Annotated in this window: 30 protein-coding genes, 2 tRNA genes and 1 pseudogene; 9 read left to right on the top strand and 24 right to left on the bottom strand. The window is 68.8% G+C overall.

The genetic code is table 11. From position 1 onward, the window contains the following. Positions 1–3 precede the first annotated feature (3 nt). From ACIBG5_RS08025 to ACIBG5_RS07995, 7 genes are all read right to left on the bottom strand, one after another. Positions 4–1,365 carry an 8-oxoguanine deaminase gene (locus tag ACIBG5_RS08025; RefSeq protein WP_396390807.1) on the bottom strand — a complete coding sequence of 454 codons (1,362 nt, stop codon included), beginning with the start codon at positions 1,363–1,365 and terminating at the stop codon, positions 4–6. 131 nt (positions 1,366–1,496) lie between these two features. Next, positions 1,497–2,402: a factor-independent urate hydroxylase gene (pucL, locus tag ACIBG5_RS08020; RefSeq protein WP_396390805.1), complete on the bottom strand. Its 906-nt coding sequence runs from the start codon at positions 2,400–2,402 to the stop codon at positions 1,497–1,499. 5 nt (positions 2,403–2,407) lie between these two features. Beyond that, entirely contained in the window at positions 2,408–2,737 is a 330-nt protein-coding gene (uraH, locus tag ACIBG5_RS08015; protein WP_396390804.1) for a hydroxyisourate hydrolase, read from the bottom strand. Then, on the bottom strand, positions 2,734–3,234 hold the full coding sequence (uraD, locus tag ACIBG5_RS08010) for a 2-oxo-4-hydroxy-4-carboxy-5-ureidoimidazoline decarboxylase (protein WP_396390803.1): 501 nt from the start codon (positions 3,232–3,234) through the stop codon (positions 2,734–2,736). Before uraD ends, uraH begins: the two co-directional genes overlap by 4 nt. Before the next feature lie 109 nt (positions 3,235–3,343). After that, positions 3,344–3,718, bottom strand: coding sequence for a helix-turn-helix domain-containing protein (locus ACIBG5_RS08005; RefSeq protein WP_396390802.1), 375 nt, complete (start codon positions 3,716–3,718; stop codon positions 3,344–3,346). Further along, positions 3,711–3,950, bottom strand: coding sequence for a thiamine-binding protein (locus ACIBG5_RS08000; RefSeq protein WP_396390801.1), 240 nt, complete (start codon positions 3,948–3,950; stop codon positions 3,711–3,713). Before ACIBG5_RS08000 ends, ACIBG5_RS08005 begins: the two co-directional genes overlap by 8 nt. Positions 3,951–3,982: 32 nt before the next feature. After that, positions 3,983–5,254 (bottom strand): DUF6986 family protein, encoded by a 1,272-nt coding sequence (locus ACIBG5_RS07995; protein WP_396390800.1) that lies wholly within the window; start codon positions 5,252–5,254, stop codon positions 3,983–3,985. Positions 5,255–5,381: 127 nt separating this feature from the next. On the opposite strand from ACIBG5_RS07995, the gene ACIBG5_RS07990 reads away from it, so the two are divergent. Further along, a complete protein-coding gene (locus ACIBG5_RS07990; RefSeq protein WP_396390799.1) occupies positions 5,382–6,146 on the top strand; it encodes an IclR family transcriptional regulator in 765 nt (254 codons plus the stop codon). On the opposite strand, the gene ACIBG5_RS07985 is transcribed toward ACIBG5_RS07990, so the two are convergent. Genes ACIBG5_RS07985 through fgd form a run of 3 tightly spaced genes read right to left on the bottom strand, consistent with a single transcriptional unit; the run spans position 6,143 to position 8,248 of the window. Continuing rightward, the gene (locus tag ACIBG5_RS07985; protein ID WP_396390798.1) at positions 6,143–6,613 is read right to left on the bottom strand and encodes an NUDIX hydrolase; all 471 of its coding nucleotides are present in this window, start codon (positions 6,611–6,613) and stop codon (positions 6,143–6,145) included. The genes ACIBG5_RS07990 and ACIBG5_RS07985 overlap by 4 nt on opposite strands. Before the next feature lie 44 nt (positions 6,614–6,657). Further along, complete coding sequence (locus tag ACIBG5_RS07980; protein ID WP_396390797.1) at positions 6,658–7,233, bottom strand: hypothetical protein; 576 nt, start codon at positions 7,231–7,233, stop codon at positions 6,658–6,660. A gap of 10 nt (positions 7,234–7,243) precedes the next feature. After that, positions 7,244–8,248 carry a glucose-6-phosphate dehydrogenase (coenzyme-F420) gene (gene fgd / locus ACIBG5_RS07975; RefSeq protein WP_396390796.1) on the bottom strand — a complete coding sequence of 335 codons (1,005 nt, stop codon included), beginning with the start codon at positions 8,246–8,248 and terminating at the stop codon, positions 7,244–7,246. 259 nt (positions 8,249–8,507) lie between these two features. Here fgd and ACIBG5_RS07970 point away from each other — a divergent pair, with 259 nt between their 5' ends. Together ACIBG5_RS07970 and ACIBG5_RS07965 are read left to right on the top strand one after the other, a co-directional pair. Then, complete coding sequence (locus tag ACIBG5_RS07970; RefSeq protein WP_396390795.1) at positions 8,508–9,452, top strand: carbon-nitrogen hydrolase family protein; 945 nt, start codon at positions 8,508–8,510, stop codon at positions 9,450–9,452. Positions 9,453–9,489: 37 nt separating this feature from the next. Further along, positions 9,490–9,987, top strand: a complete 498-nt coding sequence (locus tag ACIBG5_RS07965) for a methylated-DNA--[protein]-cysteine S-methyltransferase (protein ID WP_396390794.1) — start codon at positions 9,490–9,492, stop codon at positions 9,985–9,987. Positions 9,988–10,107: 120 nt separating this feature from the next. On the opposite strand, the gene ACIBG5_RS07960 is transcribed toward ACIBG5_RS07965, so the two are convergent. Further along, the gene (locus tag ACIBG5_RS07960; protein ID WP_396390793.1) at positions 10,108–10,557 is read right to left on the bottom strand and encodes a hypothetical protein; all 450 of its coding nucleotides are present in this window, start codon (positions 10,555–10,557) and stop codon (positions 10,108–10,110) included. Positions 10,558–10,566: 9 nt separating this feature from the next. Further along, positions 10,567–11,463 (bottom strand): DUF72 domain-containing protein, encoded by an 897-nt coding sequence (locus ACIBG5_RS07955; protein WP_396390792.1) that lies wholly within the window; start codon positions 11,461–11,463, stop codon positions 10,567–10,569. 51 nt (positions 11,464–11,514) lie between these two features. On the opposite strand from ACIBG5_RS07955, the gene ACIBG5_RS07950 reads away from it, so the two are divergent. The 4 genes from ACIBG5_RS07950 (at position 11,515) to ACIBG5_RS07935 (ending at position 14,998) form a co-directional block, all read left to right on the top strand. Continuing rightward, a complete protein-coding gene (locus tag ACIBG5_RS07950; RefSeq protein WP_396390791.1) occupies positions 11,515–12,480 on the top strand; it encodes a phosphotransferase in 966 nt (321 codons plus the stop codon). Between the two features lie 23 nt (positions 12,481–12,503). After that, positions 12,504–13,844, top strand: a complete 1,341-nt coding sequence (locus tag ACIBG5_RS07945) for a glutamine synthetase (protein ID WP_396390790.1) — start codon at positions 12,504–12,506, stop codon at positions 13,842–13,844. Positions 13,845–13,870: 26 nt separating this feature from the next. Beyond that, positions 13,871–14,245, top strand: a complete 375-nt coding sequence (locus tag ACIBG5_RS07940) for a hypothetical protein (RefSeq protein WP_360437094.1) — start codon at positions 13,871–13,873, stop codon at positions 14,243–14,245. Positions 14,246–14,314: 69 nt separating this feature from the next. After that, entirely contained in the window at positions 14,315–14,998 is a 684-nt protein-coding gene (locus ACIBG5_RS07935; protein ID WP_396390789.1) for a Pr6Pr family membrane protein, read from the top strand. A 34-nt stretch (positions 14,999–15,032) separates the two neighbouring features. Here the strand turns inward: ACIBG5_RS07935 and ACIBG5_RS07930 are convergent, their stop codons facing one another. From ACIBG5_RS07930 to ACIBG5_RS07900, 7 genes are all read right to left on the bottom strand, one after another. Next, positions 15,033–15,758 carry an MBL fold metallo-hydrolase gene (locus tag ACIBG5_RS07930; RefSeq protein WP_396392022.1) on the bottom strand — a complete coding sequence of 242 codons (726 nt, stop codon included), beginning with the start codon at positions 15,756–15,758 and terminating at the stop codon, positions 15,033–15,035. A gap of 11 nt (positions 15,759–15,769) precedes the next feature. Further along, positions 15,770–16,729: an acetylxylan esterase gene (locus tag ACIBG5_RS07925; protein ID WP_396390788.1), complete on the bottom strand. Its 960-nt coding sequence runs from the start codon at positions 16,727–16,729 to the stop codon at positions 15,770–15,772. Between the two features lie 26 nt (positions 16,730–16,755). Further along, on the bottom strand, positions 16,756–17,214 hold the full coding sequence (locus tag ACIBG5_RS07920; RefSeq protein ID WP_360437102.1) for a hypothetical protein: 459 nt from the start codon (positions 17,212–17,214) through the stop codon (positions 16,756–16,758). 76 nt (positions 17,215–17,290) lie between these two features. Then, positions 17,291–18,859, bottom strand: coding sequence for an LCP family protein (locus ACIBG5_RS07915; protein ID WP_396390787.1), 1,569 nt, complete (start codon positions 18,857–18,859; stop codon positions 17,291–17,293). 237 nt (positions 18,860–19,096) lie between these two features. Next, positions 19,097–19,186, bottom strand: a tRNA-Ser gene (locus ACIBG5_RS07910). Positions 19,187–19,258: 72 nt separating this feature from the next. Next, on the bottom strand, positions 19,259–20,152 hold the full coding sequence (locus ACIBG5_RS07905; protein WP_396390786.1) for an LLM class flavin-dependent oxidoreductase: 894 nt from the start codon (positions 20,150–20,152) through the stop codon (positions 19,259–19,261). Positions 20,153–20,156: 4 nt separating this feature from the next. Beyond that, positions 20,157–20,570 (bottom strand): PPOX class F420-dependent oxidoreductase, encoded by a 414-nt coding sequence (locus ACIBG5_RS07900; RefSeq protein ID WP_396390785.1) that lies wholly within the window; start codon positions 20,568–20,570, stop codon positions 20,157–20,159. A 36-nt stretch (positions 20,571–20,606) separates the two neighbouring features. Here ACIBG5_RS07900 and ACIBG5_RS07895 point away from each other — a divergent pair, with 36 nt between their 5' ends. Continuing rightward, complete coding sequence (locus ACIBG5_RS07895) at positions 20,607–21,245, top strand: phosphoribosyltransferase (protein ID WP_396390784.1); 639 nt, start codon at positions 20,607–20,609, stop codon at positions 21,243–21,245. Positions 21,246–21,330: 85 nt separating this feature from the next. Here ACIBG5_RS07895 and ACIBG5_RS07890 read toward each other — a convergent pair whose 3' ends face one another. The 3 genes from ACIBG5_RS07890 to ACIBG5_RS07880 all read right to left on the bottom strand — a co-directional run bounded on the left by ACIBG5_RS07890 (position 21,331) and on the right by ACIBG5_RS07880 (position 25,389). Then, on the bottom strand, positions 21,331–23,217 hold the full coding sequence (locus ACIBG5_RS07890) for a phosphoenolpyruvate carboxykinase (GTP) (RefSeq protein WP_396390783.1): 1,887 nt from the start codon (positions 23,215–23,217) through the stop codon (positions 21,331–21,333). Between the two features lie 322 nt (positions 23,218–23,539). After that, entirely contained in the window at positions 23,540–24,799 is a 1,260-nt protein-coding gene (locus ACIBG5_RS07885; RefSeq protein WP_396390782.1) for a hypothetical protein, read from the bottom strand. After that, positions 24,796–25,389, bottom strand: coding sequence for a hypothetical protein (locus ACIBG5_RS07880; protein ID WP_396390781.1), 594 nt, complete (start codon positions 25,387–25,389; stop codon positions 24,796–24,798). Before ACIBG5_RS07880 ends, ACIBG5_RS07885 begins: the two co-directional genes overlap by 4 nt. Before the next feature lie 173 nt (positions 25,390–25,562). Between ACIBG5_RS07880 and ACIBG5_RS07875 the strand changes: the two genes are divergently transcribed. After that, positions 25,563–25,635 (top strand) — tRNA-Arg (locus tag ACIBG5_RS07875). 85 nt (positions 25,636–25,720) lie between these two features. Here the strand turns inward: ACIBG5_RS07875 and ACIBG5_RS07870 are convergent. After that, positions 25,721–25,873, bottom strand: coding sequence for a hypothetical protein (locus tag ACIBG5_RS07870; RefSeq protein ID WP_396390780.1), 153 nt, complete (start codon positions 25,871–25,873; stop codon positions 25,721–25,723). A gap of 44 nt (positions 25,874–25,917) precedes the next feature. Next, positions 25,918–26,097 (bottom strand): annotated as a pseudogene (locus ACIBG5_RS07865) (hypothetical protein); the annotation flags it as partial. Positions 26,098–26,281 lie beyond the last annotated feature (184 nt).

The raw sequence follows: 26,281 nt of genomic DNA, 5'->3' as shown, positions 1-26,281 counted from the left end.
TTCTCAGCCGGCTTTGGCGACGAGGGCCCGTTGGACTGCTGTGACCCGGGTTGCGAGGTGCTCTTCGTCGAGGGTGACCACGGTGTCGTGTTCTACGACGGGGGTGCCGTTGACGAGCAGGAGTTCCAGCGGGGGTGGGGTGCCTAGGACCAGCGCAGCCACAGGGTCGGCGATGCCGGCGTGGGCGAGCGTGTCGAGGCGCCACATGGCCAAGTCGGCCAGCTTGCCGGTCTCCAGCGACCCGATCTCGTTCTCGCGCCCCAGCACGCGGGCACCACCGACCGTCGCCAACTCCAGCGCGGCGCGTACGCCGAGCGCCTGCGGACCACCGCGAGCACGCGCGAAGAGCAACGCGTGCCGCAGCTCCTCCACCAGGCTGCCGGCTTCGTTGCTCGCGGCACCATCCACCCCAAGGCCAACCGGCACACCAGCCGCCCGCAGATCGGCAACCCGCGCGATCCCGGCCCCCAGCCGCGCATTGGAGCTCGGACAGTGCGCGACGCCCGTCGCCATCTGACCCAGCTGCTTGATCTCTGCGTCGTCGAAATGAATCCCGTGCGCGAACCACACATCCGAGCCGGTCCACCCGAGGTCGGCGGCGTACTCCAGCGGCGTCCATCCGAACTTCTGCTGACACCACTCACCCTCGTCGAGGGTCTCGGCCAGATGCGTGTGCAGCCGGACACCCTTCCGCCGCGCCAACTCAGCCGCCTCGCGCATGAGCTCGCCGGTCACGCTGAACGGCGAACACGGCGCAACCACCATCCGCAGCATCGAATCCGGCGCCGGATCATGCCACCGATCGATCGCGGCCTCGGTAGCGATCAGGATCTCCTCCCGATCCTCGACCACCGAGTCCGGCGGCAACCCACCGTCCTTCTGGCCAAGGTCCATCGACCCCCGCGAGGGATGGAACCGCAGCCCGATCTCCTGCGCAGCAAGGATTTCCGCCCCGAGCAGATCCCCACCCTCCCGCGGGAACACGTAGTGGTGATCCGCCGCCGTCGAGCACCCCGTCCGCGCCAGTCGCGCCAGTGCGGCCTGCGCACCCACATGGACGGCGTCCTCGTCGATCCCCGCCCACACCGGGTACAGCGTCGTCAGCCAGCCGAACAACGTCGCATCGGCCGCCAGTCCGCGAGTGACCCACTGATACAAGTGCTGGTGCGTGTTCACGAACCCCGGCGTGACGAGACACCCCCGTCCGTCGATCACCCGCGCCCCGTCGTACGCCGGCGCCGGTCCCGCCCCGACCGCCACCAACTTGTTGCCCTGGACAACAATATGTCCGGTGGCGAACTCCCGCCGCTCCCGGTCCACCGTCACCACGGCGGCCCCGTCCACCACGATCGTCGCTGCGCTCATCAACCCGCTCCTCACCAAGATTGACCTCAGTCAACCCCGCCACCCGGAGTCGGGTAACCCACAGCGAGCACGAACCGGAGCAGGCGAGACCCCCGCAGATTGGAGCTTTCTCCAACCTGCAGGGGCAGTCGTCAGCAGAAGCCGGGTACGGCGTGCCAGGCGGAGCCGGCCTCGGACGCATCGTCGCGGACGACGGTCGCCTCGATCAGCCCGTACGGCCGGTCGGCGGCGATGAACACCTCGTTGGGGTTCTCCACCCCGAACGGGCTCAGATCCACCAGGAAGTGGTGCTTGTTGGGCGCCGAGAACTTGATCTCGGCCACCTCCGGGTGCTGCTGCAGAACCGCTTCACCCATCCCGTACAGCGTCTGCTGCAGCGCGAGACTGTGGATCCGCGCGAACTGCTCCAGCAGCAGCGCCTTGATCTGGTCGTACGACTTGTCCCAGTCGACGTCGGTGTGGTCGTACCGCCACCGCGCCACCAGCGACGTGGCGAGGATCCGGTCGTCGGTCTCGGGCAGCGTCGTGTACTTGTCCTTGAGGAAGCCGTGGAACTCCGAGCCGGTGGACTTCAGCAAGGTCAGGTCCTGCACGCCGGAGACGACGTACGTCTTCCGCTCGTCACCGCGGCCCTCGACGTTCACGATCGTCGTCCGTACGCCGCTGCCGGCGCGGACGAAGGAGTGGTCGTGGGGCTCGCCGTCGACGCTGATCCGCTCCCACGGGTATTCCTCGATCGCGATCCGGGCGCCGTCGGCGGCCGGGGCGGCCTCGAGGAAGTGCGCGCCGAGCGTGCGGGCGAAGTCCTCGATCGCGCCGATGCCCTTCTCCTTGGCGAACGCGAACGCGGTGTTCTTCTGCGTGTCGGTCGGCAGCACGTCACGCTGGTCGCCGCTGGTGTGCGCGTCCTCGAACCGGCCGCGCAGCGCGGACGACACGTTCAGGTCGCGGATCTGGTGGCGGGGCGTGTCGCGGTAGATCCGGACCACGCGGCTCTCGGCCTTGCCGTACTGGTTCGCACCCAGGTGGATGGCCATCGGGATCAACTCCCTCGGTAGGTGGAAAAGGCGAACGGACTGAGCAGCAGCGGAACGTGGTGGTGCCGCTCGTCGGTGATCGTGAACGTCACGGTGACCTCGGGAAAGAAGATGTGCTGGCCGGACGCGTCCGCATACGCGGCCACATCGAACCAGAGCCGGTACGTCCCGGGCTCGAGCCCCGTCCCCAGTTGGGCGACGCGCCCGTCGTCGTCGGTCGTGGCCGACTCGAGGACGACGGTCTCTTCGGCCTTGACCCGGGACAGCTGGACCGGCACCCCGCGCGCGGGAAGCCCGAGCCCGGTGTCGAGGACGTGCGTACTGACGCTGCTCATGCCTGGACCTCCAGCACCTTGCTCAGCCGGAGCAGAGCGATCTTGCGCAGTTCGTCCCGTACGACGGCGGCTTCGGTGACGTCGTCGTGATCGAGCCGCCGGCGCAGTGCGGCGAGCATCTGCTCGGCCGACAGCCCGGTCGCGCAGAGCAGGAAGACCCGGCCGAACCGCTGCTCGTACTCGCGATTCCCGTCGGCGAGCGCCGAGCGCAGGTCAGGATCCTCGCCGACCCCGGACTGCTCCTTGCGCGACCACGCCGCCTCCGTGCCGGCCCCGGACGGCCGGTCGCCGATCCGCGGGTGGGCGGCCAGCGCCCGGTCGACCTCGGCATCGTCGAGCTCCCGGAGCAACTGGTCCGCGACCGCGGTCAGCGCCGTGACCTCGCCGTACGGGCGTTTGGCGACGATGCCGTCGACCCAGCGCGGCACGTCGCAGCAGGCCGACAGCGTGGGGCGCAGCCGGCCGGCGGGCGCGGAGTTGAACTCCTGCAGGTCCACGGATCACACCTTCTCGAATCCCGAAACTTACTTTCCGTATGACGAAAGCCTGACATGCACCCCGCCTGTCGTCAACAGTTTGTTGAAGTTTGGCCGGGCGGGCAAGAGGTCAGGCCTGATCGCGGGCCCGGTTCAGGTAGTTGTAGACGGTGAACCGGGTGACGCCGAGCGCCTCGGCCACGATCTCGGCCGACTTCCGGAACTCGAACGCCCCCCGCTCCTCCAGCCGCAGTACCGCCTGCTGCTTGTCGGTCCGCGACAACTCGCGCAACGGCCGGCCGAATTCCTCGGCAACCTCCGCGAGCAGCGTGTTCACGCCCCCCTCGGGCTTACGAGACAGACGTACGGCGACCACCGGCTCGCCGTCCCACAGCAACGGCACGTCGTCCGGCTGAGCATCTCCCGGTGACACCAGCTCGGCGTTCAGTCGCTCGACCAACGGCGTGATCGCGACGACGAGCGGATGCGGTTCCTTGTCAGCCATCGCGCCGTACCTGGACCGTCACCTGGCTGGCGCCGCTGGCGAAGGCGGCCTCCAGTACGCCGGTCAGCGTCGGCAGCAGGAGTTCCTGTTCGCCGCGCACGAGCGTGCCCAACGGCCCGAAGTCGCACTCCAGGCCGGCCTCCTCCGCGACGCGCAGCGCCTCGGTGGCGTGCGCGGGCGGCTGCCCTTCGACATCGAAGGGTTCCGTGGTGAACTCCGCAACCAGTCGCATGCCGCGAGGCTAGCGACCAGCGGGCCGGTGGGTCACGACCGCAGCGGGCGACGCGCCAACTTGGCCAGGCCCGCGGTGTCGACGCCGATCAGTTTGTCGACTTCCGCCTGGTCGACAGCACCACACTCCATCCCGCGCAGGACGAAGCCCGCGAGAGCCGCGGCCGTCGCCGGCTCGTCCAGGTAGCCCGAGTCGCCTTGACCCAAGTACGCGCGCAGGCGAGCCGCCGCCGTCTCCAGACCCTCGCGGTAGAAGAGATAGTTCGCAACGAATCGCGTCGGCAGCTGGGCGGGATGCATGTCCCAGCCCTGGTAGATCCCGCGACCGAGCGAACGCCGTACCAGCCGCAGGTGGAGTCGCCAGGCCGCGTGGACGGCGTCAGCCGAGCCGACCGGGAGCACATTTGTCGAGCCGTCGGACACGAAGACACCCGTCCCGGCCGCGGCCAGTTGCATGACGTCCTTGGCGTGGTCGGCGACCGGATGCTCCATGCTCTGGTACGCCGCGGCAACCCCCAACGAGGCCGAGTAGTCATACGTGCCGTAGTGAAGTCCGGTCACTCGGCCCGCACCCGCTTTGATCATCCGGGCCACCAGGGCAGTGCCGTCGGAACCGAGGATCGACTGCGGCGTCTCGACCTGGATCTCGAACTTCAGTGATCCGCCCGGTGCTCCGCGCTCGGCTTCGACCGAGTCGAGCACGAGCATCATCGCCTCGACCTGCTCGACCGAGGTCACCTTCGGCAGCGTGATCACGAAGCCCTCGGTCAGCGCGCCGCCCAGTTCACGGACGAACAGGTCCAGCGTCCGTACACCACGTCGCCGGCTCGGCGCTTCCAGCGATTTGATCCGCAGCCCGTGGTACGGCGGGGCGACGCCGGCGGTCACGGTCTCCGCGAGGGATCGGGCCGCGGCCACGGCGGCCGCGTCCTCCTGATCGTCCGGCCTGGTCCCGTAGCCGTCCTCGAAGTCGATCCGAAGATCCTCGATCGGCTCCCGCTCGAGCTTGGCCCGAACCAGTTCGTACAGCTCCTCCGTGAGCGCCGGCCCAGGGTCGCCTGTCGGGACCGGCAACAGGCCGAGCGCCTCGGCCAGTTGCGCGGCGGAGGCGCCGTACTCGCCGAGCGCGGCGCGGGCTCTGGCTCCCCAGTCGGCCACCGTGCGGGCGTCGTACCGATCGGCCGGGACGTAGACGGTGTGCACGGGCTGGCGGATACCGCGGTCGCCCGGGTACTCCGCGGCGAGCGCCGCGTCGGCCTCCGCCAGGCGCCGATCCAGCTCGCCGACCAGGTCATCCAGGCCCATGTGCGCCTCCAAGACTGTCTTTTCCGTATTGCGGAGACTAATATCTACTGTGCGGAAGACGCAATGGCACTGGCCTTCCGAGATCTGGGGCTAAACTTCCGTGATCCGGAAAGAGAGGCGGGGACCCGTGGCGGAAGCGAACGGCGGCAAGGCGCGCACCGGCAGTGTGCAGTCGATCGAGCGCGCCTTCGGCCTGCTCGAAACCATGGCCGACGCGGGCGGGATGATGGGTCTGTCCCAACTGGCCAACGCCTCCGGTCTGCCGCTGCCGACGATCCACCGGCTGGTTCGTACTCTGGTCGACCTCGGCTACCTGCGCCAGGAGCCGTCGCGGCAGTACGTGCTCGGCCCGAAGCTGATCCGGCTCGGCGAGAGTTCGTCCCACATGCTGAGTGTCTGGGCCCGGCCGCATCTGGCCCGGCTGGTCGATGACCTCGGCGAGTCGGCGAACATGGCGATGCTCGACGGCGACCAGATCGTGTACCTCGCGCAGGTCCCGTCCCGGCACTCGATGCGGATGTTCACCGAGGTCGGTCGCCGCGTCCTGCCGCACTGCACGGCGGTCGGCAAGGCGATCCTCGCCCAGCTCCCCGAGGCCGAGGTCCGCGAACTGCTGCACCGCACCGGCATGCCCAGGCACACCGACAACACCATCACCGATCCGGACTCGTTCACAGCCCAACTGCGCAAGGCCGAGGAGCACGGGTACGCCACCGACGAGGGCGAGCAAGAACTCGGCGTTCGCTGCGTCGCGGTCGCCGTGCCCGACGCCCCGTCCCGCCTCGCCATGTCGATCTCAGGCCCCGCCGGCCGCATGACCGAGGCACTGGTCGACCGGGCAGTGCCCCTCCTCACCCAAGCCGCCAAAGCCCTCTCTGACGACCTGCGCTAATGCTGGATGAGGCCGCCGGTCGGGACGGGCGGAACGTGCCCGGTGGGCGGCCGGGTCTGGGCGAGGGCCAGGCCGACATCGACCAACGATGACCGCTGCAGCCCGGCCACGTCCGGGATCGGCGTCCACACCGACTCCGCGATGTCGCCGCCCGGCTCCGGCCGCAACTCGCCGCCGGTGATCCGGACCTGGTAGAAGATGCCGACGTTCTGGTGCTCGACACCCGCGTTCGCCTCGCTCGCGGGAATCACCCGGGAGTCCACGCCGAGCAGGCGCTCCACCACGGCATCGCAGCCGGTCTCCTCCGCGACCTCCCGGATCACCGCATCGAACGGATCCTCCGATTGCTCGACCCGACCGCCGGGAAACGTCCAGTTGCTCGCGCCGGTCAGCGGCGACACGTACCGCGCGACCAGCACGCGCCCGTCCTCGATGCACACGGCGTACGCCGCCAGCCGAAAAGTCACCGCCGCACCCTAAGCCGAGGCGCCGGTCACCCGCATGCGAGTTATCAGAGCTGGTACGTGCGCCAGCGCTCCGTCAGCGTGTACCCGAGGGACTCGTTCGCGCGCAGGCTGCCGACGTTCGCAGCAGCGCCGCCGGTGCTGAACCGCGTGATGCCGACGTCGAGGAAGGCGAGGATCGAGGCAGCCTTCACTGCCTGGGCGACACCGCGACGGCGGTGCGTCGACAGCACCGAGGTGAACCTGGTATCGCCGAAGCCCTCGTGTGATCGGATGGCCGTCGCACCGACCAAGCGGGAGCCGTCGAAGGCCCCGAACACCCGGTGCTCCGGCCACAGCGCGCGGACCGTGGCCAGGTCTCCGACCACGCGATGCGTCGCCGGCGTGTACGGGTAGTCGGACTCGTTGGACTTCTCCAAGGCGTGCAGCAACTCCGCCGACTCCGGACCCAGCTCCCGGATGCTCAGGCCGCCGGCGGTGGCTCGTCGTACTGCTGATTCGAGCAGCTCACGGTCCGGGTCGTGCAGGCGGACTGCCCAGGACTCGGCGACCACGCGGTAGCCGGCTGCCTCCAGCTCGGCACACCGCGGGTCACCTTCCTGCACAATCTCGTGATCGCCCATTCTGCGATTGTCAGCCCAGCTTGCGCAGCAACGGAAGGACGTCGGTGGTGAACTGGGTCAGGAATCGCTCCTGGTCCTGCCCCGGGCCGTGTACGACGAAGTGGTTGAAGCCGGCGTCGAGGTACGGCTGGAGCTGCTTCACGACCTCGTCGGGGTCGGACGCGACGATCCAGCGCTGCGCGACCTGCTCGATCGGCAACTCGTCGGCGAGCCGCTCCATCTCGGTCGCGCTCGTGACGCTGTGCTTCTGCTCCGGCGTCAGCGACAGCGGGGCCCAGAACCGCGTGTTCTCCAGCGCCTGCGCCGGGTCGCGGTCGTAGGACACCTTGACCTCGAGCATCCGGTCGATGTCCTCGAACGTCTTGCCGGCCTTCTCCGCGCCTTCCTTCACCGCCGGGATCAGCTTGTCGGTGTAGAGGTCCATGCCCTTGCCGGAGGTCGCGATGAACCCGTCGCCCGCGCGACCGGCGTACCTGGCGACCAGCGGTCCACCGGCGGCGACGTACACCTTGAGCGGCGTCTCGGGCCGGTCGTAGATGAACGCGTCGACAGTCTTGTAGTACGGGCCCTCGGAGCTGACGCCGTCCTTCGTCCACAGGTCGCGGATCAGCTGCACCGACTCCCGCAGCCGGGCGAACCGCTCCTTGAACTCGGGCCACTCCATGCCCGACACGGCGATCTCGTTCAGCGCCTCGCCGGTGCCGACGCCGAGCATCACGCGGCCCGGGTACAGCTCGCCCAGCGTGGCGAACGCCTGCGCGATCACCGCCGGGTTGTACCGGAAGGTCGGCGTCAGCACCGACGTACCGAGCAGCACCCGGTTCGTCCGCTCGCCGACCGCCGCCAGCCAGGCCAGCGCGAAGGGAGCGTGACCACCCTCGTGCCGCCACGGCAGGAAGTGGTCCGACACCGTCACGCTGTCGAGCCCGAGCTCCTCCGCCCGGACCGAGTACTCCACCAGCTCCCGCGGCCCGAACTGTTCCGCCGACGCCTTGTACCCGACTCGAATGCTCACCCTTAGCTCCCAAACGTCGCCTACGTCGTACTCCGATGACAACCGCGTGCGAGTCCGACTTTATGCCGGTGGTGTTTGACCACCGGCAGTCGGTCAGCAAGGATGTGGTCCCGGCGCGGCCCGCGCCTCACCTTCGTCGACCGGCCCCAGCCTGGTCACACGAGAAGGCAAAGGGACTTCCTGTCTCGGGCCGCTCGTCCTGGTCAGCCGCCTCGGACGGGATCGCTGGGGGATCGCGTGCGAGTGCGTGGAAGGCCAGATGACAGCGCACAGGAACTTCAAGCTGCGGGTCCGAGCCCGCGCCGCCAAAACGGGCGAGTCCTACACGGCTGCCCTCCGGCACTTCCGTCCTACTCCGTCAGGAGACGAGATGCCGGACAACACCCTACGAATTGCCGTCGCCCAGTCGACGGTGCACGAAGACCCGACGAACGCCGCCCTGCTCCGCGAAAGCGGGGCGGAGATCCGCGGCCTGATGACGCAGGCTGCCGAGGCCGGTGCCCGCCTGGTGCACTTCACCGAAGGCGCGCTGTGCTTCCCGAGCAAGCGCGTGATGTCCGAGCTCGGCCCGGACGAGATCGGGCCGAGCGACTGGAGCAAGGCCGAGTGGACCGTGCTGCAGGAGGAGCTGGACCGCATCACCGCGCTCTCGGGTGAGCTGGAGATCTGGACCGTGATCCCCTCGGTGCACCGACTGCCCGCTCCGACCCGGCCGCACAACAGCATGTACGTCGTCTCCGACCAGGGCACAGTGGTCGCTCGGTACGACGAACGCATGTTGTCGGCCACCAAGCTCACCTGGATGTACACCCCGGGCACCGAGCCGGTGACCTTCGAGATCGACGGCTACCGGTTCGGCCTCTCGCTCGGGCTCGACGTCCTGTTCCCTGAGGTGTTCACGGAGTACGACCGGCTCGGCGTCGACGCCGTACTGGTGTCGTATTCGACCACTGGCTCCACGGGGAACGAGGTCGTGCCGACCCACGCCCGCGGGTACGCCGTGATGAATACATGCTGGGTGAGCCTGGCTGTGCCGGCCAATCCGGCAGCAGGTGTGATGTCGGGCGTGATCGACCCGCAGGGTGAGCTGGTGGCCGAGACGGACGGTGCCGCAGGCATCGCGGTCACTGAGCTGCACCGCCACGAGGCGGTGCAGGTCGGCCGGGAGTTCCGGCGCCGGACCCGGGAGCGCGTCGGCTCCTGAGGCCTCACACGTCCGGGTGCGGATCCGTTCCATATGCATGAACAGGCACGCGATTGTCAGCACCCGGATCGGGGACCTCACCCTGGTCGCCTCGGACAACGCCCTGGCCGGCGTCTACTTCCCGCACCACTGGGTGAAGCCGACGCCGGAGACCCTCGGTGAGCAGGTCGAAGCCACCGACCCGCTGCTGTCCGAGGCGGCCCGCCAACTCGACGAGTTCCTCGCCGGGGAGCGGACCAGCTTCGACGTCCCGACCGTCCTGCGCGGCGACGAGTTCCAGCGCCGCGTCTGGTCGATCCTCGAGGAGATCCCGTACGGCGCGACCTCGTCGTACGGCGAGATCGCGGAACGGCTCGGGGATCGCACGCTGGCCCAGCAGGTCGGGAAGGCGGTCGGGCAGAACCCACTGTCGATCGTCGTCCCGTGCCACCGGGTGGTCGGTAAGAACGGCTCACTGACCGGGTACGCCGGCGGCCTCAAGCGCAAGCAGTTCCTCCTCGACCTGGAAGAGCCGGTCGGCGTCCGGCTCTTCTGATGGGGTCCGTGCAGCTCGACAGGAGGTGTCACCGGCGGCAGGCATCCGTCACGCTCGTCAGGCCATCTCGGTCGACGCATTGAGCGGACACCTCCTGTCGAGCTGCACGGGCTCGACCCTCTAGGACAGGTCGCCGACCTGCTCGGCGTACCAGTCGAGTTCGACCAGGTGCTCGGCGATCTGGCGGAGGGTCCAGTTGGCGCCGCGGTCCTTGTCCCACTCGGCCGGGTCGACCGCGGCGTACCGCAGGGTGAACGTCCGCCCGAGCCGACGCAGGCGCTGCTCGGCCTCCTGCACGTCCTCGGCGGTGAACGGCGCCAGGTCGGCCGCGGAGGTGAGCGCGCTCGCATGCCACTCGTCCGGCTGCGTCGGTACGCCGGCGAGGAGCGCCTCGACCTCGGCCAGGTGGTCGACCAGGTGATCGGCGATCCGGCGGACGGCCTTGTGCGGTGTGAACGTGCGGCCGTCGTCGGAGGTGAGCGGTTGCCCGTCCCACGCCGGCCAGGTCGGGACCAACCGGAGCGAGCGTTCGACCGCCTGCTCCACCAGTACTCCGGGGTTCTCAGTCATGCGATCACGCTAAGGCTGTGATCCTTCGGTCCCGGCCGAAGTAATCCCGAGCCGGCGGGACAGCCCCTCCGCGTCGAACGGCGCGCGAACCTTGGCGTCGTTGTCGAAGTAGGTGTACACGTCCCGGCGGCGGCGCTTCGCTGTGGATTTCCCGATCGTCCTGCCGTCGGCCGGCGTACCGCCCTGGTGCCAGGTGCGGATCTTCGCGGCCCAGCGGTCGAGCGACTCGTCGTCGTACCCGCTGGTGTAGAGCTCGTCGGCGCCGTGCAGCCGGACGTACACGAAATCCGCCGTCACGTCGTCGAGCATCGGCCACTTGCCGGCCGTGTCCGCGCAGACCAGCGCGACGCCGTGCTCGCGAAGCAGGTCGATGAAGCCGGTGGTCTCGAAGCTTGCGTGCCGAACTTCGATCGCGTGCCGGAGCGGGAGGTCGACGGTACTCTCCAGCAGCGCCCGGCCCTCCATCCGCTCGTCGTGGCCTTTGGCAACTTCCGCCGCCTCCGCCGTGGTCCGCGGCAACGCCGCGAAGAAGTTCGCGCACCGCTCCTCGTCGTACCCGAGAGTCGGCGGGAGTTGCCACAGCACCGGTCCGAGTTTGTTGCCGAGCGCAAGGACTCCGGAGGCGAAGAAGTTGGCCAGCGGCGCGTCCACGTCGGCCAGCTTCTTCATATGCGTGACGAACCGCGGCCCCTTCAGGGTGAACACGAAGTCGTCGGGCGTCTCGTCGTACCACTTCTGGTACGACGACGGCCGCTGCAGCGAGTAGAACGAGCCGTTCAACTCGATCGAGTTCAGCCGCCGCGAGACGTACTCCAACTCGGCCCGCTGCGGCAGTCCCTCCGGGTAGTACACCTTCCGCCACGGCGGATACCGCCAGCCGGAGATGCCGACCCGATACGCACTCATGCGCCGATTATCCAGTGCCGCGACCAGTGGTCGGTGTGATGAGGTGTGCGGATGCAGGTTGATCGGGGCAAGTACGCCGACGCACGGACGCCATGGGACGACAGGGAGTGGCGTGCCTCGGCGTTCGCGTGGGTGGAAGCGCACATTGCAGCCTTGGGGTGGCAGGAGCGCGGGCCTCGGTGGGTGCGGGTGCGGCCGTGGTCTGTGATCGTGCGGTTCGAGGTGGGGCGGCGACTGTGGTTCAAGGCGAATCCGCCCGCGAGCCGGTTCGAGGCCGGACTGACCGAGGCGCTGGCCCGGTGGGCGCCCGGGCACGTGCTCACGCCGTACGCGGTGGACTCGACGCGGGGCTGGTCACTGCTTCCCGATGGCGGTTCCATCCTCCGCCAGTACCCAGGCGACGAACGAACGTGGGAGCAGGTCGTCGGTCAGTACGCCGAGTTCCAGCGGACCCTGGTCCCGCAGGCCGACGAGCTCGTGGCCCTCGGGGTGCCCGATGCACGGCTCGCCATCCTGCCGACGATCTTCGACCAGACCGTGACCGCGAACCAGTCACTGCAGCCCGCCGACCGCAAGGTCCTGGACGAGCTGCGGCCCCGGCTGCTCGACTGGTGCGACGAGCTCGCCGCGATCGGTATCACCGACTCGCTCGACCACGCCGACCTGCATGACGGCCAGATCTTCGCGCCGGTCGACGGACGCTTCACCTTCTTCGACTGGGGTGACGCTGCCGTCTCGCATCCGTTCTGCAGCCTGCTCGTCACGGCGCGGCACGCCGCCGGCAGCTACGGCGACGACATCATCCCCCGGCTGCGGGACGCCTACCTCGAGCCCTGGACCGCCGACGGCCATACCCTGCCCGAACTCCGTCGTGCCGCCAGCCTGGCCTGGCGTCTCGGATCCATCGGCCGGGCCGTGTCGTGGGGACGTCTCTTCCCCGACGCATTCGACGGGCCCTTGCTCGACGGCGACCAGGCCGAGTGGCTGCTGAAGCTGACGGACCAGCCGCCGTTCTAGTGTCCTGTGGTACGAAAGGCTGCATGTCTGTCACCGACAGCTTGACGCCTGCGGACCCGGTCAACGCCCTGCTTGACGGTGGCCTGCGGATGCTGATCACGTCCATGGTCGACAACGCTGGGATCACCCGGGCCAAGACGGTGCCGGCGGCACGGGTGCGGGCCGCGGTGCGCGACGGGATCGGGCTGTCGCCCGTGTTCGCGCTGATGTGCACCGACGACGCGATCACCACGTCGCCGCTGGTCAACGGGCCGGTCGGCGACAACCGGCTGATGCCGGACCTCCGTTCGGTCGCGCCGCTCGGCCCGGACCGTCGTGTCTACTGGGCTCCGGCCGATCAGCTGTCCCAGGACCACGAGCCGGTGGACATCTGCCAGCGCTCCGCCCTGCGGCGGCAGGAGGAGCGGGCGGTCGCGGCCGGGCTCGATGTGAAGCTCGGATTCGAGCTGGAGTTCACCGTGTTCAGCGGTGACGCCGATGATCCGAGGGCCGCGACGATCGGGCCGGCGTACGGCGTACTCGCCGCGCTGACGATCGAGGACTTCGCGGTCGAGTTGCTCGAGGCGCTCGATGCGGCCGGGGTGCCGGCTGAGCAGCTGCATCCGGAGTACGCGCAAGGTCAGGTCGAGGTGGCGCTTCCGCCGGCGTCGCCGTTGGCTGCGGCCGACCAGTCGCAGCTCGCCCGGCTCGTTGTCCATCGGGTGGCAAGGGCGCATGGGTTGCTGGTGTCGTTCGCGCCGATCACGGTGGCCGGGTTCGTGGGGAACGGGGCGCACATCCACTTCTCGGCTTCACTGGGTGGCCGGCCGTTCGGGGATGAGGGCGGTCCATCTGAGCATGGGCGGCAGTTGATGGCCGGCGTACTGGGTGAGCTCGACGGGTTGACCGGCGTACTCGCGCCTAGCGTGGTGAGCGCGGATCGGCGGGTGCCGGGGAACTGGGCGGGTGCATTTGCTTGCTGGGGGCCCGAGAATCGGGAGGCGGCGCTGCGGTACGTGCCGGGCAGCGTGACCAGTCGGCCGGGGTCTGCGAACTTCGAGATCAAGATCGGCGACCCGTCGGGCAACGCCTACCTGTCGGCCGCGTCCGTGCTGGCTGCCGCCTTGAACGGGCTCGAGCAGAAGGCGGTGCTGCCGGACGGCTTGGACCGCGACCCGGTGACGTACCCGGAGGCGGAGCGGCCGCCTCGGTTGCCGCTGACGTTGGAGGACGCGCTGACGGCGCTCGAGCGGTCGGAGGTCATTCGCGCTGCTCTGGGGGATGCGATTGTCGAGCCGTTCCTCGCCGTACGGCGTCATGACGCGAAATCGCTGGGTGAGCTGTCACTGGAGGCCCGGGTCCGCGCGCTGCGGTGGCGCTACTGACGCCTGGATCACATACGGTGATCCTCATGGCGTTGGCTGTGAAGGGGAGCAAGGGCGAGTCGTTCCTTGCGGTGGTCGTGGGTGGCGGAGCGGCGTTCGGGCTGGTCGTGATCACGTCGCGCGCGTGGAAGGCGTGCAACGTCGACGTCGCCGGCAGCGTCCCCAACGGCCTCACCCTGCTGTTCCTCGGCCTCCCGCTCGCCCTGATCGTGAACCTCGTCCTGTTCACCATCGTCTTCCGCTATGCCGGCAAGGCGTTCCTCTTCTCCCTGATCGCCGCCGCCATCGCCATCACCATCGCCGACCTGGCCCTCTTCTCCTGGCAAGGCACCCCCGCCACCGCCCCCGGCACCTGCCCCGGCAACGTCCCACCCTGGTGGCCCACCTGGATCCCGAGCTGACCAACGCCTGGCTCGGATCTGCGGCGTGGGACAGGGACCTGAGGTACTGCGGGTTGCAGAATGAGAGCTGTGAGTAGCCGGACCGACAGGGTGTCGCGGTGGTGGCAAGGCCTCATCGCGGCGGTGATCCTTGCCTCGCTGGTCATCCAACTCGTGCTGATCTTCACGGGTGGGGCGGACGCCAACTCAGGAGAGTCCGGCGAGTCCGTCGGGGTCCGGTTGTGGCGGCTGTTCAGCTTCTTCACGATCCAGAGCAACCTGATCGTGCTGGCTGTCGCGCTGGCCCTGGTACGGCGTCCTGATCGAGACGGGACGGTATGGCGCGTCGTCCGGCTGGACTCGTTGCTCGGAATCGTGATCACCGGTCTGGTGTTCGCGATCGTGCTGGCGCCGAAGCTCCACCTGACCGGAGCTGCGCTGGTTGCGACCATCGGGTTCCACTACATCTCGCCGTGGGCGACGCTGGCCGCGTGGCTCGTGCTGGGCCCGCGACCCCGGATGACCTGGCGCACCATCCCGCCCGCCTTCATCTGGCCGATCGCCTGGCTCGTCTACATCTTCGTCCAGGGCGCCTTCACCGACTGGTACCCCTACCCCTTCCTCGATGTCACCGACATCGGCCTCGCCGCGGCCCTCCGCAACGCCCTCCTGGTCGTTGTCCTGGGCATCCTCCTGTCGCTCGGCTTCAAGACCCTCGACACGAACCTCCCGACGGTCGGACGCGCACGCAGGAAGCAGATCCCGCCGAGCTAGGCGTCCGCAGCGGAACCGGTGCCCGGCGAGACCTTCAGAAGGCCAAGGTAGAACCGACTTCGGCGGTGGTGGTTGGGCCGCCGAAGGAGTCGGCTGCCTCGTCGGTCGCATGGGTGCGGTCGAGGAGCGGGCCGACATGGGTGACTACGAGGTGCTTGGTGTTGGTGCGGTGGGCCAGGTCGCCGGCTTGGAACGGGGTGTGGTGGACCGCCGTGGGGTAGGGGTCGTTGGCTTCGCAGAGCAAGAGGTCCGCGTCGGCGGCGATCGCGTCGAGGGCAGGGCAGGGAGCGCAGTCGCCGGAATAGACGAACGTGTGCCCGGACGACTCGGCGCGGAGGGCGTAAGCCTCGCAGCCGTGCTCAACGGCCCGGCTGGTCAGCTGCAGATCGCGGAGCTGCACCTGATGACCGTCCGACAGCGGCCGAAGGTCCAGTACGTCGCTGAACACACCGGGGTCCGGCTGCGCGAAGAACCCGGCCAGCCGAGCACCCAACTCCGCCGGCGCATACACGGGCAACGGCGATCGCGCGGGGAGTTCGCCGTACGCCAAGGCGTAGTACGCGTTGAGCAGGTCGCCGATGTGGTCGAGGTGCAAGTGCGACAGCCAGACGGCGTCCAATTCGGCCAGGGTGGTGTGGCGCAGGAGCTCGGCGAGTGAACCAGGACCCGCGTCCACCCAGACCTGAGCGCCGCCGGCCCGGAGGAGGTAGCCGGAACACGGGCGGTCCGGCTGTGGATACGGCGCGGCGGTGCCGAGGATTTTGAGCGTGGTCAGAGCTTCGCGCCGATCAGTTGGAAGATGTCGTCGAGCGCCCCCGGCAGGTCGTCGTGCCCGAAGTCCGGGTACACCCGGACGTCCTTGGACGACGTGATCTTGTTGTACGCCGCGAACTGCGTCGACGGCGGACACACCTGATCCTCGAGTCCGACGAACAACGTCACCTCGGCCCGGATCCGCGGCGCCAGATTCTGTACGTCGATGTAGCCGAGAGTCGTGAACACCTCGTCCTGGCGCAGATGCCGCGGATCCCGCTTCCGGAACCAGGTGGTGATCTCGTCGTACGGATTCGTCTCCAGGTTGAGATCCCAGGCCCGCTGGTAGTCGCACAGGAACGGGAACACGCTCGCGACGTACTTGATCCCTGGCGTCAGTGCAGCGGCGACGAGACTGAGTCCGCCACCCTGGCTCCACCCGGTCGTCGCCATCCGCGTCTCGTCCACCTCGGGCAGACCGGCGATGATGTCCGCGAGCCGCCGGGCGTCCAGGAACACGTGCTTGTACAGCAGCCCGTCCGGCCCGTCGTCGAGACCGTGCACCAGGTGGTTGTGCAGCGAGAAGCTGTTCGCCGCCTGCGACTCGGTCCGGTACCCCACCTGCTCACGCACATCCAGCGCGGCCACAGTGAACCCGCGCGCGGCGTACGGCAGCAGGTCGACCCAACTCGGCTGCTCACCGCCGTACCCGTGGAAGATCAGCACGGCCGGGCCCGTGGGTTCGGCCGGGCGAATCACCTTCGCGTGAACCCGGTAGCCGCCGGTGCCGGTGAAGTACAGGTGCTGCGCGGTCGCCGTGGTCAGCGGGAAGTCGGTCGCGTCGGCGAACTCGGTGTCGGGGTCGACCGCGCCCAGCTCGAGCAACGCCTTGTCCCAGAACTGGTCGAAGTCCTCCGGCCGGGGATTCGTGCCCTGGTAGGCGATCAGTTCGTCGTACGACAGCTCGAAGGACAGCACAGGCACTCCTCAGGGTCAGGGTCGCTTCATTCTGCGCGATCGTCGTCGTCCGGGGCAGTCCCGTCCCAGATCGTGTAACCGTGCGCGGCGTTCAGCCGGTCCCGCAGCGTGGTCTCCAGCTGCGCGGCCCGACCGGGACGCAGCCAGCCGACCGGCAGCAGGACGGTGTGGTCCGGCTGCTTGGTGCGCAGGACGATCGCCTCGCCGTGGGTGGTCTCGACCCGTCCGACCTGGGTGATGTCCGTCCACGTCGTCCGGACGCCGCGTACCTCGATGTCGCGGTCGCGCACCTTCGCGACCACCGGCGGCCAGACCAGGATCCACAGACCACCGAGGACCACCAGTCCGCCCAGGGTGAGGAACACAGACACCACCACGTCCGGCAGGCCGAAGGCCCACACGATCGCGGCAACACCGAGAATGATCAGCCCGGCGGCCAGGATCCCGAGGAACCGTCCCGCCCGCATCCGGTACGTCGTACGCATCGCACCAGGATCTCATCCGGGACCGAACGCCTGGTCAGAAGGCTTCGGTCTCCGACGTGGTGGCCGGATGCTGCCGTCAGTTCCCGGACTGGGACGGGTTGTAGGCGCAGGCGTCGTTCAGGTTCTCGGTCGCGCCCGGCGTCACGGCGGGGTTCGGGGTCTTCTTGGTCGATCCGCTGGTCGGCTTCTTCGTCGGCTTGTTCGACGGGGTGGACGCGACCGGCTTGGTCTTCGGCTCGATCGCCTTCGCGACGATCTCCTGCATCGCCTCGTACTTCGGGTTCTGGCCGGACGGGAAGTTCTTGCTCTTGTCCAGGTCGACGTTCGAGACGTTCGCGTTCTTCACCTTGAGCCCGAGCTCGATGAAGGCCGGCAGGATCTCCTGCGGGATGTCGGTGCGCAGCAGTTCCTTGCCGGCCTGGGCGATCTGCTGGTACTTCGTCACCAGGGTGGCCGGGTTCACGCTGTTCACCAGCGCGTGGATCGTGCAGCGCTGCCGCTCCTGCCGGGACGGGTCGCTCAGGCCGTAGCGGCCGCGGGCGAACCACAGAGCGTGGTACCCGTCGAGCTTCTGGTTCGCGCCCGGCTCAATGTAGCCGGACGGCTTCTTCGCGTTGTTCGCCCCCGGTCCGTCGCCGTAGTCGCCGCCGATCGGGACCCGGTAGTTGACGTTGACGGTGATGCCGCCGACCGCGTCGATGATCTGCCGGAAGCCGGCCAGGTTGACCTGCATGTAGTAGTCGATGTCCAGCCCGAGCGCCGCGCCGGCCGCGAGCTTGACCACGTCCGCGCCCTCGTTGTCGGTCTGGCCCAGGACCCCCGGGTGCTGCTTCGGGACGTTCTCGTACATCGAGTCCAGGTAGTACTCCGGCTGCTCGGCCGGGCCGTTCGGGTCGTAGTAGCCGTCCGGGTAGAACTTGTGCAGCGGCGAATCCTCCGGGAACGGCATCCGCATCCAGTTCCGGCTGAGCGAGATCAGCGCGGTGTCACCGGTCTTGGTGTCGATGCTCGCCACCATCACCGTGTCCGTCCGGACCCCGGTCCGGCCGACGCCGTCGTCGGCACCGAGCAGCAGCAGATTCAGCCGCGGGGTCTTCGCCCACGGGTCCTTCTTGTCCACCTTCGGCCGGGTCGCGCTCTTGGAGTTGCCCTCGGACTGGAACACGCTGCCGACCAGGTCACGCTGCGCCATCACGGTCTGCGCCGCCACGGTCGTCGGTACGACGATCGCGAAGCAGAGCAACCCGACGAACAGGGAGCCGGCCAGCCGCCCGGTGTAGGTCATGCTGACCGGGCGGATCAGTTTGTGCGAGGCGACCACGACCCAGATCCAGCCGATGCCGAGGACGACGACCGCGGCCGTCGCGATCAGCAACTGGCGGGGCGACACCGCGAACGCGAGGATCGAGTCACGCCGGGTCAGGCCGACGTACGCGGCGATCACGAGCAGGCCGATGCTGATCGTCAGCACGAACGCGCCGACCTTCTTCCGGCCGCCCATCACCAGCCCGGAGCCGGGGATCAGCGCGCTGACGAGGGTGAGACCGATCGCCTTCGACGCCGTGCGGGCACGATGCGAACGCTGCCGGGACCGGTTGGCTCTGGGCGCGGACCTCCGTCCGGCTGCGCGAGTGCTCCGCGACATGGCTCCGTTCCCTGATCGACGACGTGGCGACTGTCCACAGGCCGCGTGTGCAGCGGCCCACGGTACTTCAGACGCTCAGGTCAGCAATTCGGTTGACGTGATGCTGGCGACCCCCGTCGACGCACGCCAGATTACACAGACCCCGGCCGACTCTCCCAAGGTGGCGCCCCCGACACGGGCAGTGTTCGCCGGAACGACGAAGGCCGCCAGGAGTCCTGGCGGCCTTCGGGGGTACTGCGGAGGCGGCGGGATTTGAACCCGCGAGAGGGGATTACCCTCAACCCGCTTAGCAGGCGGGCGCCATCGACCGGACTAGGCGACGCCTCCTCCGACGGTCCCGCAGGGGGACTCGACGACGGCCAAGACTATCCGGTGGACCCTCCCGGCGGCAAAGCGGCCTCAGCTGTTCATCAGCCGGCGGGCTTCGGCTATGCGTTGGACTGTCTTCGGGGTCATCGGTTCGGGGGAGACGATCAGGTGGTCGACGCCGAGTTTCTGGTACGCCGCGAGGGCCTCGGCGAGCTCGGGGATCGAGCCGCTGAACGCGTTCTGATCCGGGTCCGGGACGCTCGGCTGGTCGGGGTCGCGGACGATGAAGCCGACGGTCGGCGCGACGGAGCCCGCCTGCTTGCCTGCGGCCCGGACCGCGTCCTCGAGCGTGCCGAGTCGCTCCGCGACCTTCTCACCGGGAGCGCCGTACCAAGCGGTGTTCCAGGCGTCGGCCCACTCGGCGGTGAGTCGCATCATCCGCGGCCGGTGCCCGGCGACCAGGATCGGGATCCGCCGCGCGGGTGCCGGGTCGAGCACAGCCTCCTTGACATGGTGGTAGGTCCCGTCGAAGGTGACCGTCTCGCCGCGGATCATCCGGGCCACGATCTCGAGCCACTCCTCGAACCGGCCGACCCGGTGATCGGTCGGCAGCCCGAACGCCTCGTACTCCGGGTCGTGCCAGCCGGCCCCGACGCCGAGGATCAGCCGCCCACCGGACACCTCGTCCAACGTCGCGGCCATCTTCGCGGTCAGCCCGGGGTCGCGGAACGACGCACACAGCACCATGGTCCCGAGTTCGACCCGGGTCGTGCTCGCCGCGACCGCACTCAGCAGCGTCCAGGCCTCGTGCATCCCGTACATCCGGCCGTCCGGGTCGCGGTACAAGAAGTGATCCGCCAGCCACACCGAATCCAGCCCGTTCTGATCAGCCGCCTCGGCAACCGCCCGCACATCCCGCCACCCCGGCATCCCCCCGTCAGGTCCGTCCTCGCCACCCAACGGAAGCATCACACCGATCTTCATGCACTCAACTCCAAGGTCCGACGCCGCTGATGCGGTCGACAGTGATGTGGGTGACGTACCCCGGCGGCACGTCGTCACCGGGCCGGAACTCCGCGTCCGGCCCGATGTACGTCTTCGCGAGCCGGCGCAGTACGTCGACCGCACCGCCCTCGGTGATCCGGGCGGTCCCCTTGATCACCAGGTACTCGGTCAGGCCCATCTCGTTCATCCGGCTGGTCTCGACCGACAGCACCACCCGGCCGTCGCGCCGGATGTTCTTCACCTTCTGGTTGTTCGGCACATGCGCGGCGATGATCTCGTCACCGTCCAGCCCGACGCAGATCACCGAGACCTGGGGGCTGCCGTCGGGGTTGATCGTGACCAGGTGCCCGAGGGCGTTGGACTCCAGCACGGTCCGTGCACTGTCCGGGATCTGCATGCGGCCAACGTACGCATATCGCGAGATCATGGCGATATGACGAGGCCGTACGCCGATCGGGCGGCCGCCGGGCGGGCGCTGGCAGCTGAGCTCGGCGAGGTGGCCGGGTCCGTGCTGGTGCTGGGCCTGGCGCGCGGCGGTGTGCCCGTCGCCGCGCCGGTCGCCGAGTCGCTGGGCGCGGAGCTCGACGTACTGATCGTCCGGAAGCTCGGGTTGCCGGGTCAGCCTGAGCTCGCGATGGGTGCGGTCGCGGGCGTCGGCGACGAGACGCACACCGTGCGGAACGAGCAAGTACTCCGGGGTGTCAACGAGAGGACTCTGGAGGCGGTCCGCGAACGCGAGATCCGCGAGCTGCGCCGGCGCGAGCAGGCCTACCGCGGCGACCGGCCGCCGGTCGACGTACGCGACCGGGTCGTGATCCTGGTCGACGACGGCCTCGCCACCGGCTCGACGATGCGAGCCGCGGTCGAGGCGGTACGACGACAAGGTCCGGCCAAGGTGATCGTCGCCGTACCGGTGGGTGGTCCGGACAGCTGCCACCGATTGTCGGCAATCGCCGACGAGGTCGTGTGCGTGTGGATCCCGCGGCACTACGCCGCCGTCGGGCAGGCATACCGCGACTTCGCACCGGTCGCGGACGACGAAGTACGCCGGGTGCTCGCCGAACGGACCTGACGACACAGCGCGGCGCCCTGGGAGGTGGCCCAGGGCGCCGCGGTGCTGCCGGCCGCCGGCTTCCGACTCGGCGGCCGGCGTCCGGTCAGCCGAGACGTGCCTTCAGGTGGTCGAGCTCGACCTTCAGCGTGGTCGGGACCGTGTCGCCGAGCTTGGCGAACCACTCCTCGATCAGCGGGATCTCGGCCTTCCACTCCTCGGCGTCGACCTTGAGCGCGATGTCCAGCTCGTCCTCGGTGAGCTCGAGACCGCTGACGTCCAGGCCGTCCGCGGTGGGCACCCGGCCGATCGGGGTCTCGACCGCGTCGGCCTGGCCCTCGATCCGGTCGATGACCCACTTCAGCACCCGGCTGTTCTCGCCGAAGCCCGGCCACACGAACTTGCCCGCGTCGTCCTTGCGGAACCAGTTCACGTAGAAGATCTTCGGCAACCGCGCCGCGTCGTGCTGCTTGCCGACCGTCAGCCAGTGGTCGAAGTACTTGCCCGCGTCGTACCCGAGGAACGGCAGCATCGCCATCGGGTCACGCCGGACGACGCCCACCTGACCGACCGCGGCCGCGGTGGTCTCCGACGACAGCGTCGCCCCCATGAAGACGCCGTGCGCCCAGTCCCGAGACTCGGTCACCAGCGGCACCGTGGTGGCGCGGCGGCCGCCGAAGATGATCGCGGAGATCGGCACGCCGTTCGGGTCGTCGTACTCGTCGGCGATGATCGGGCACTGCTTGATCGGAGTGCAGAACCGGCTGTTCGGGTGGCTGGACAGCTCACCCGAGTCCGGCGTCCACTCCCGGCCCTTCCAGTCGGTCAGGTGGTTCGGCGGCGTGGGTGAGTAGCCCTCCCACCAGACGTCGCCGTCATCGGTGAGCGCGACGTTGGTGAAGACCGAGTTGCCCTTCTCGATCGTGCGCATTGCGTTCGGGTTGGTCTTCCAGCCGGTACCCGGGGCAACGCCGAACAGCCCGAACTCCGGGTTCACGGCGTACAGGCGGCCGTCCGCGCCGAACCGCATCCAGGCGATGTCGTCGCCGAGCGTCTCGACCTCCCAGCCCTCCAGGGTCGGGTCGAGCATCGCCAGGTTGGTCTTGCCGCACGCGCTCGGGAACGCGGCCGCGACGTAGTGGACCTTCTTCTCCGGCGAGATCAACTTCAGGATCAGCATGTGCTCGGCCAGCCAGCCCTCGTCCCGCGCGATCGCCGAGGCGATCCGGAGCGAGTAGCACTTCTTCCCCAGCAGCGAGTTGCCGCCGTACCCGGACCCGTACGACCAGATCGCCCGCTCCTCGGGGAACTGGACGATGTACTTCTCGTCGTTGCACGGCCACGGCACGTCCTTCTGCCCGGCCTCCAGCGGCGCACCGACCGAGTGCAGGCACGGCACGAAGAACTCGTCCTCGCCGAGCTTGGCCAGTACGTCGGCACCGGTGCGGGCCATGATCCGCATCGACGCGACCACGTACGCCGAGTCGGTGATCTCGACCCCGAACATCGGCGTGTCCGCGGTCAACGGGCCCATGCAGAACGGGACGACGTACATCGTCCGGCCGCGCATCGAGCCGCGGTACAGCCCCGTCATCAGGGCCTTCATCTCGGCCGGGTCCATCCAGTTGTTGGTCGGACCGGCGTCTTCTTCGTCGACTGAGCAGATGAACGTCCGCTGCTCGACCCGGGCCACGTCCGAGGGGTCGGTGCGAACCCAGAACGAGTTCGGCTTCTTCTCCTCGTTCAGCCGGACCATGGTCCCGGCCTCGATCAGCTCGCCGGTGAGCTTGCCGTACTCCGCGTCCGAGCCGTCCACCCAGTGGATCCGGTCGGGCTGGGTCAATGCGGCGACCTCGGCGACCCAGGCCAGCAGGCCGGCGTGGCGGGTCGGTGCATCGGTCAGGTCGTACTGCGTGGCGACGGCTGGGAGGGGGTCCGTGGCTGCTGCGGGGGCGGTGGTCTCGGTATGGGTCGGGCTGGCGGTTGTCGTCATCGGCGGCTCATTCCCTCTCGGCTGTCGGGCCCGGCGGCCGACCGGCCCCTCGACGCTGAGGGGGGTACGGCGTCGGCCGCCGGGGTCTCCGGCGGTTCGATTCAGCTGGCTGGCGGTGTGCTCTCTCGCATACCAGTGTGCCCAGTGGGCGTATACCAGTGTGCAAGTGGTACTACGGTACGCGACAGACACAAGGGCTGTGAACCACCAGAAAGTGAACCCGGTCACAAAGTTTTCGCGACAATCGCTTTCCGGTGAACCTTGTGAAAATGAGAACGGCCCGCGCTCGTCGCGCGGGCCGTTGCGGAGATCTTGCGGCGGATCAGCTGGTCTGCCGCCAGATGTCGTTCAGCACCTGCTGCACGGTCTGCTCCTCACCGGGCGCGCCGGTGACCGCGACGCCGACCAGCCACCACTGGCCACCGCTGCTGAACGCGCGCGTCATCATCAGCGCGAACGGCTTCGTCTGCTTCACCGTGAGCCAGGTCCGGTTGTCCTTCGCGGTCGCCGGGACCGGCGCCTTGAAGACCTTGGTCCACTGCTGGTCGAACGACGACCGGTCAGCCAGGCAGCCGGCCAGGTCCTTGCACGGACGCAGCGCGATCCGCAGGTCCGGCGTGAGCCTCGGATTGCCCACGCCGTCATCGGTCTGCACCCGGCGGTAGACGATCGTCGACGACTCGCCGAGGTACGACACCGCCGGCGGCCGCGGCCAGCCGATCGCGAACGGGAGTTCGGCCGTGGTGATCACCTGCAGGTCGGTCCCGGCCGGGTAGGTCGCGCCGAACAGCCCTGGGCCGCCGTCGGGCCGGAGGTACGGCGCCGTCGTGACCTTGCGGAACGCCGGGAGCAGCACGGTCGACGGGAACGCGGACGGGCTGACCGCGGCCTGCGGCGCGGCGTCGGGCTTCTCGTCCTTGACCGAACTGCCGATCGCGGCGCCGACGGAGTACGTGACCGTGAAGACGATCAGCACGATGACCGCGACCACCAGGTAGATCCAGCCGCCGATCTTGCGGCGGTACTGCCGGGCGATGTCGATCTTCGAGGGCTTGGTTTGTGGTGCCACCGCTTGTGTTGCGGGTCCCGCTTGTGTTGCGAGTCCCGTTTCTGGAGCGGGGTCCGTTTCTGGAGCGGGTCCTGTTTCTGGTGCGGGTGCGTAGGACGGGACGGAGCCGTTGCCGGATGGCGGCTGGGTCGGCGGCTGAGCGCCGTACTGGCTGAGCTGGGTGCGGACCGCCTGCAGCGACTCCTCGTCGTTGCCGAGGATGCCGTCGAGCGGGTCGATCAGGCGCTCGGCGCCGGACTGGCCGGGGATGAGTTGGGTGATCGCGTACGGGCGCGTGGCGCTGAAGTTCGCCGCCCACAGCGGCGTCTCCTGCTGCGCGGGGTCGAGCGCGGCGTCCCGGCCGGCGCGGACCAGCCGGTCGCGCACCACCGCGTCCTTCGCGCCGGCGTCGCTCAGCACGAGCGCGACCACTTCCATTCCGGTGAAGCTGCGGCCGCGCCAAAGCTCCGCGAGCGGGTGATGCAACAGCCGCTGGTCGAACTCGTACCCGGAGATCTCCGGCGTGCTGTTCATTTGCTCTCCCAGATGGCCCGGTCCGCCAGCACCAGCACCGCCTGCTCCGCGACGTCCGCCTGGATCGGGCTGGCCGTGTACTCGACCTGAACGACGATGTCCGCGCGCTGCACCAGCGTCTTGACCGTGAACGACTCACCGGCCACACCCCGAACGGTCCGCGCCGACTTGGTCGGGTACTGCCGGTCCGGCACCTTGTCCATCGGCGACCGGTCGAAGGCCCGCTTCGCGGTCTGCTCCGGCCTGAACGGCGGCTGCCCGGCCCCCGCGTCCGCACCCGCGTACGGCGTGATCGTCACCTTCACCGACGCCGAGGTGAAGCTGCTCGACTGCTGCCGGCTGACCGCCGCCTCACAGGTCACCGTGGCGGTGCCACCCTGGTTCATGGTGATGGGCGCCGTACCGCTAGATGCCTTGGGCAACATCACGGACACGTCGCCGATCCGGGCACACACGTCGGCCGGCAACGTCCTGGCCGGGAGGATGTCCTCGGGCTCCACCGGTTCCCCGACCGCGTACCCGAACCCCGCACCCGCGACGGCAGCCACTCCGCACGCGATCGCCGTGCCCCGCACCAGTCGACTCGCCATACCCGCGACCATAGCGACGCACCGGTCCTTCCTGACCGATCAACGGGCCCGCTGGCCGGCCCCCTTCTGGTCAACCCGCCAGCCTCAGCCGAGCAGAGTGCCTGCCGACCCGCCCCCTGAGGCCGATTGGCCTCCACCCACCTCCCCCATGTATCGTTACTCGACGTTGTCCAGCGCTCGTAGCTCAACGGATAGAGCATCTGACTACGGATCAGAAGGTTGGGGGTTCGAATCCCTCCGAGCGCGCAAACAAAACCCCAGGTCACGCAGGTGGGTGACCCGGGGTTTTGGCGTTTCTGAGGGTGGTTGACCCCCACGGCTGACCCCAACGTCACTCGTCGTCCTGCTCGAACAGGAACCCGAGCTTGTCCACAGCACCCCGCTGAAGATCCTCCGCCACGTCGACATAGATGGTCTTCGTCGTGCGTGGGTCCTCGTGCCCGAGGATGTCCTGAATCTGCTCCAGCGGAACCCCTGGCTCCACAGCAGAGAGGCGCAGGAGTGTCGGAGGTCGTGGAATCGAATCCGCCGAACTCCACTCGAGGCACAGAGCTTGTCGAAGTGCCGATTGATGTTCCGAGGCTCAAACGGCGTCCCGAGGCTCGTCGTGAACACGTAGTCGCCCTCCTTCCAGCTTCGGCCAGGCCGAACCTCGCCCACCCCGCGCGGAGACGGCCAAGATTCCCCGTTCCCCAGAAGCGCCGGCATCGTCCGATGGCGTGGCGTCTGACCGTGGTAGCCCCGTCCCCCTGCCGCCCGATCGTACGGCCAGCACGGCACGCATCAAGAGCGCCGATGGCGTCCCTACGGGATCGGCAAGCCGACTCTTGACCCACGACGCTCTGCCCTCGGGTTGCAGCTATCAGACCTCCGATGTGGCTAGGAGGCAATC

This window comes from Kribbella sp. NPDC050241, assembly GCF_044459685.1.
In the GTDB taxonomy this organism is placed as follows: Bacteria; Actinomycetota; Actinomycetes; order Propionibacteriales; family Kribbellaceae; genus Kribbella.
The sequence above is the reverse complement of the archived record's forward strand: the minus strand, read 5'-3'. Positions and strand labels throughout refer to the sequence as shown.

What these genes read in the sequence shown, in the direction of transcription:
- ACIBG5_RS07900 (WP_396390785.1), bottom strand. Translation starts at nt 20,570, where the DNA reads ATGCAGATCCCGGACAGTGCACGGACCGTGCTGGAGTCCAACGCCCTC.
- ACIBG5_RS07995 (WP_396390800.1), bottom strand. Translation starts at nt 5,254, where the DNA reads ATGGGCCTGGATGACCTGGTCGGCGAGCTGGATCGGCGCCTGGCGGAG.
- ACIBG5_RS07955 (WP_396390792.1), bottom strand. Translation starts at nt 11,463, where the DNA reads ATGAGTGCGTATCGGGTCGGCATCTCCGGCTGGCGGTATCCGCCGTGG.
- pucL (WP_396390805.1), bottom strand. Translation starts at nt 2,402, where the DNA reads ATGGCCATCCACCTGGGTGCGAACCAGTACGGCAAGGCCGAGAGCCGC.
- ACIBG5_RS07950 (WP_396390791.1), top strand. Translation starts at nt 11,515, where the DNA reads ATGCAGGTTGATCGGGGCAAGTACGCCGACGCACGGACGCCATGGGAC.
- ACIBG5_RS08000 (WP_396390801.1), bottom strand. Translation starts at nt 3,950, where the DNA reads ATGCGACTGGTTGCGGAGTTCACCACGGAACCCTTCGATGTCGAAGGG.
- ACIBG5_RS07920 (WP_360437102.1), bottom strand. Translation starts at nt 17,214, where the DNA reads ATGCGTACGACGTACCGGATGCGGGCGGGACGGTTCCTCGGGATCCTG.
- ACIBG5_RS07945 (WP_396390790.1), top strand. Translation starts at nt 12,504, where the DNA reads ATGTCTGTCACCGACAGCTTGACGCCTGCGGACCCGGTCAACGCCCTG.
- ACIBG5_RS07885 (WP_396390782.1), bottom strand. Translation starts at nt 24,799, where the DNA reads ATGAACAGCACGCCGGAGATCTCCGGGTACGAGTTCGACCAGCGGCTG.
- ACIBG5_RS07880 (WP_396390781.1), bottom strand. Translation starts at nt 25,389, where the DNA reads ATGGCGAGTCGACTGGTGCGGGGCACGGCGATCGCGTGCGGAGTGGCT.
- ACIBG5_RS08005 (WP_396390802.1), bottom strand. Translation starts at nt 3,718, where the DNA reads ATGGCTGACAAGGAACCGCATCCGCTCGTCGTCGCGATCACGCCGTTG.
- ACIBG5_RS07965 (WP_396390794.1), top strand. Translation starts at nt 9,490, where the DNA reads ATGAACAGGCACGCGATTGTCAGCACCCGGATCGGGGACCTCACCCTG.
- ACIBG5_RS07905 (WP_396390786.1), bottom strand. Translation starts at nt 20,152, where the DNA reads ATGAAGATCGGTGTGATGCTTCCGTTGGGTGGCGAGGACGGACCTGAC.
- ACIBG5_RS07980 (WP_396390797.1), bottom strand. Translation starts at nt 7,233, where the DNA reads ATGGGCGATCACGAGATTGTGCAGGAAGGTGACCCGCGGTGTGCCGAG.
- ACIBG5_RS07970 (WP_396390795.1), top strand. Translation starts at nt 8,508, where the DNA reads ATGACAGCGCACAGGAACTTCAAGCTGCGGGTCCGAGCCCGCGCCGCC.
- uraH (WP_396390804.1), bottom strand. Translation starts at nt 2,737, where the DNA reads ATGAGCAGCGTCAGTACGCACGTCCTCGACACCGGGCTCGGGCTTCCC.
- ACIBG5_RS07915 (WP_396390787.1), bottom strand. Translation starts at nt 18,859, where the DNA reads ATGTCGCGGAGCACTCGCGCAGCCGGACGGAGGTCCGCGCCCAGAGCC.
- ACIBG5_RS07940 (WP_360437094.1), top strand. Translation starts at nt 13,871, where the DNA reads ATGGCGTTGGCTGTGAAGGGGAGCAAGGGCGAGTCGTTCCTTGCGGTG.
- ACIBG5_RS07895 (WP_396390784.1), top strand. Translation starts at nt 20,607, where the DNA reads ATGACGAGGCCGTACGCCGATCGGGCGGCCGCCGGGCGGGCGCTGGCA.
- ACIBG5_RS08025 (WP_396390807.1), bottom strand. Translation starts at nt 1,365, where the DNA reads ATGAGCGCAGCGACGATCGTGGTGGACGGGGCCGCCGTGGTGACGGTG.
- ACIBG5_RS07890 (WP_396390783.1), bottom strand. Translation starts at nt 23,217, where the DNA reads ATGACGACAACCGCCAGCCCGACCCATACCGAGACCACCGCCCCCGCA.
- ACIBG5_RS07960 (WP_396390793.1), bottom strand. Translation starts at nt 10,557, where the DNA reads ATGACTGAGAACCCCGGAGTACTGGTGGAGCAGGCGGTCGAACGCTCG.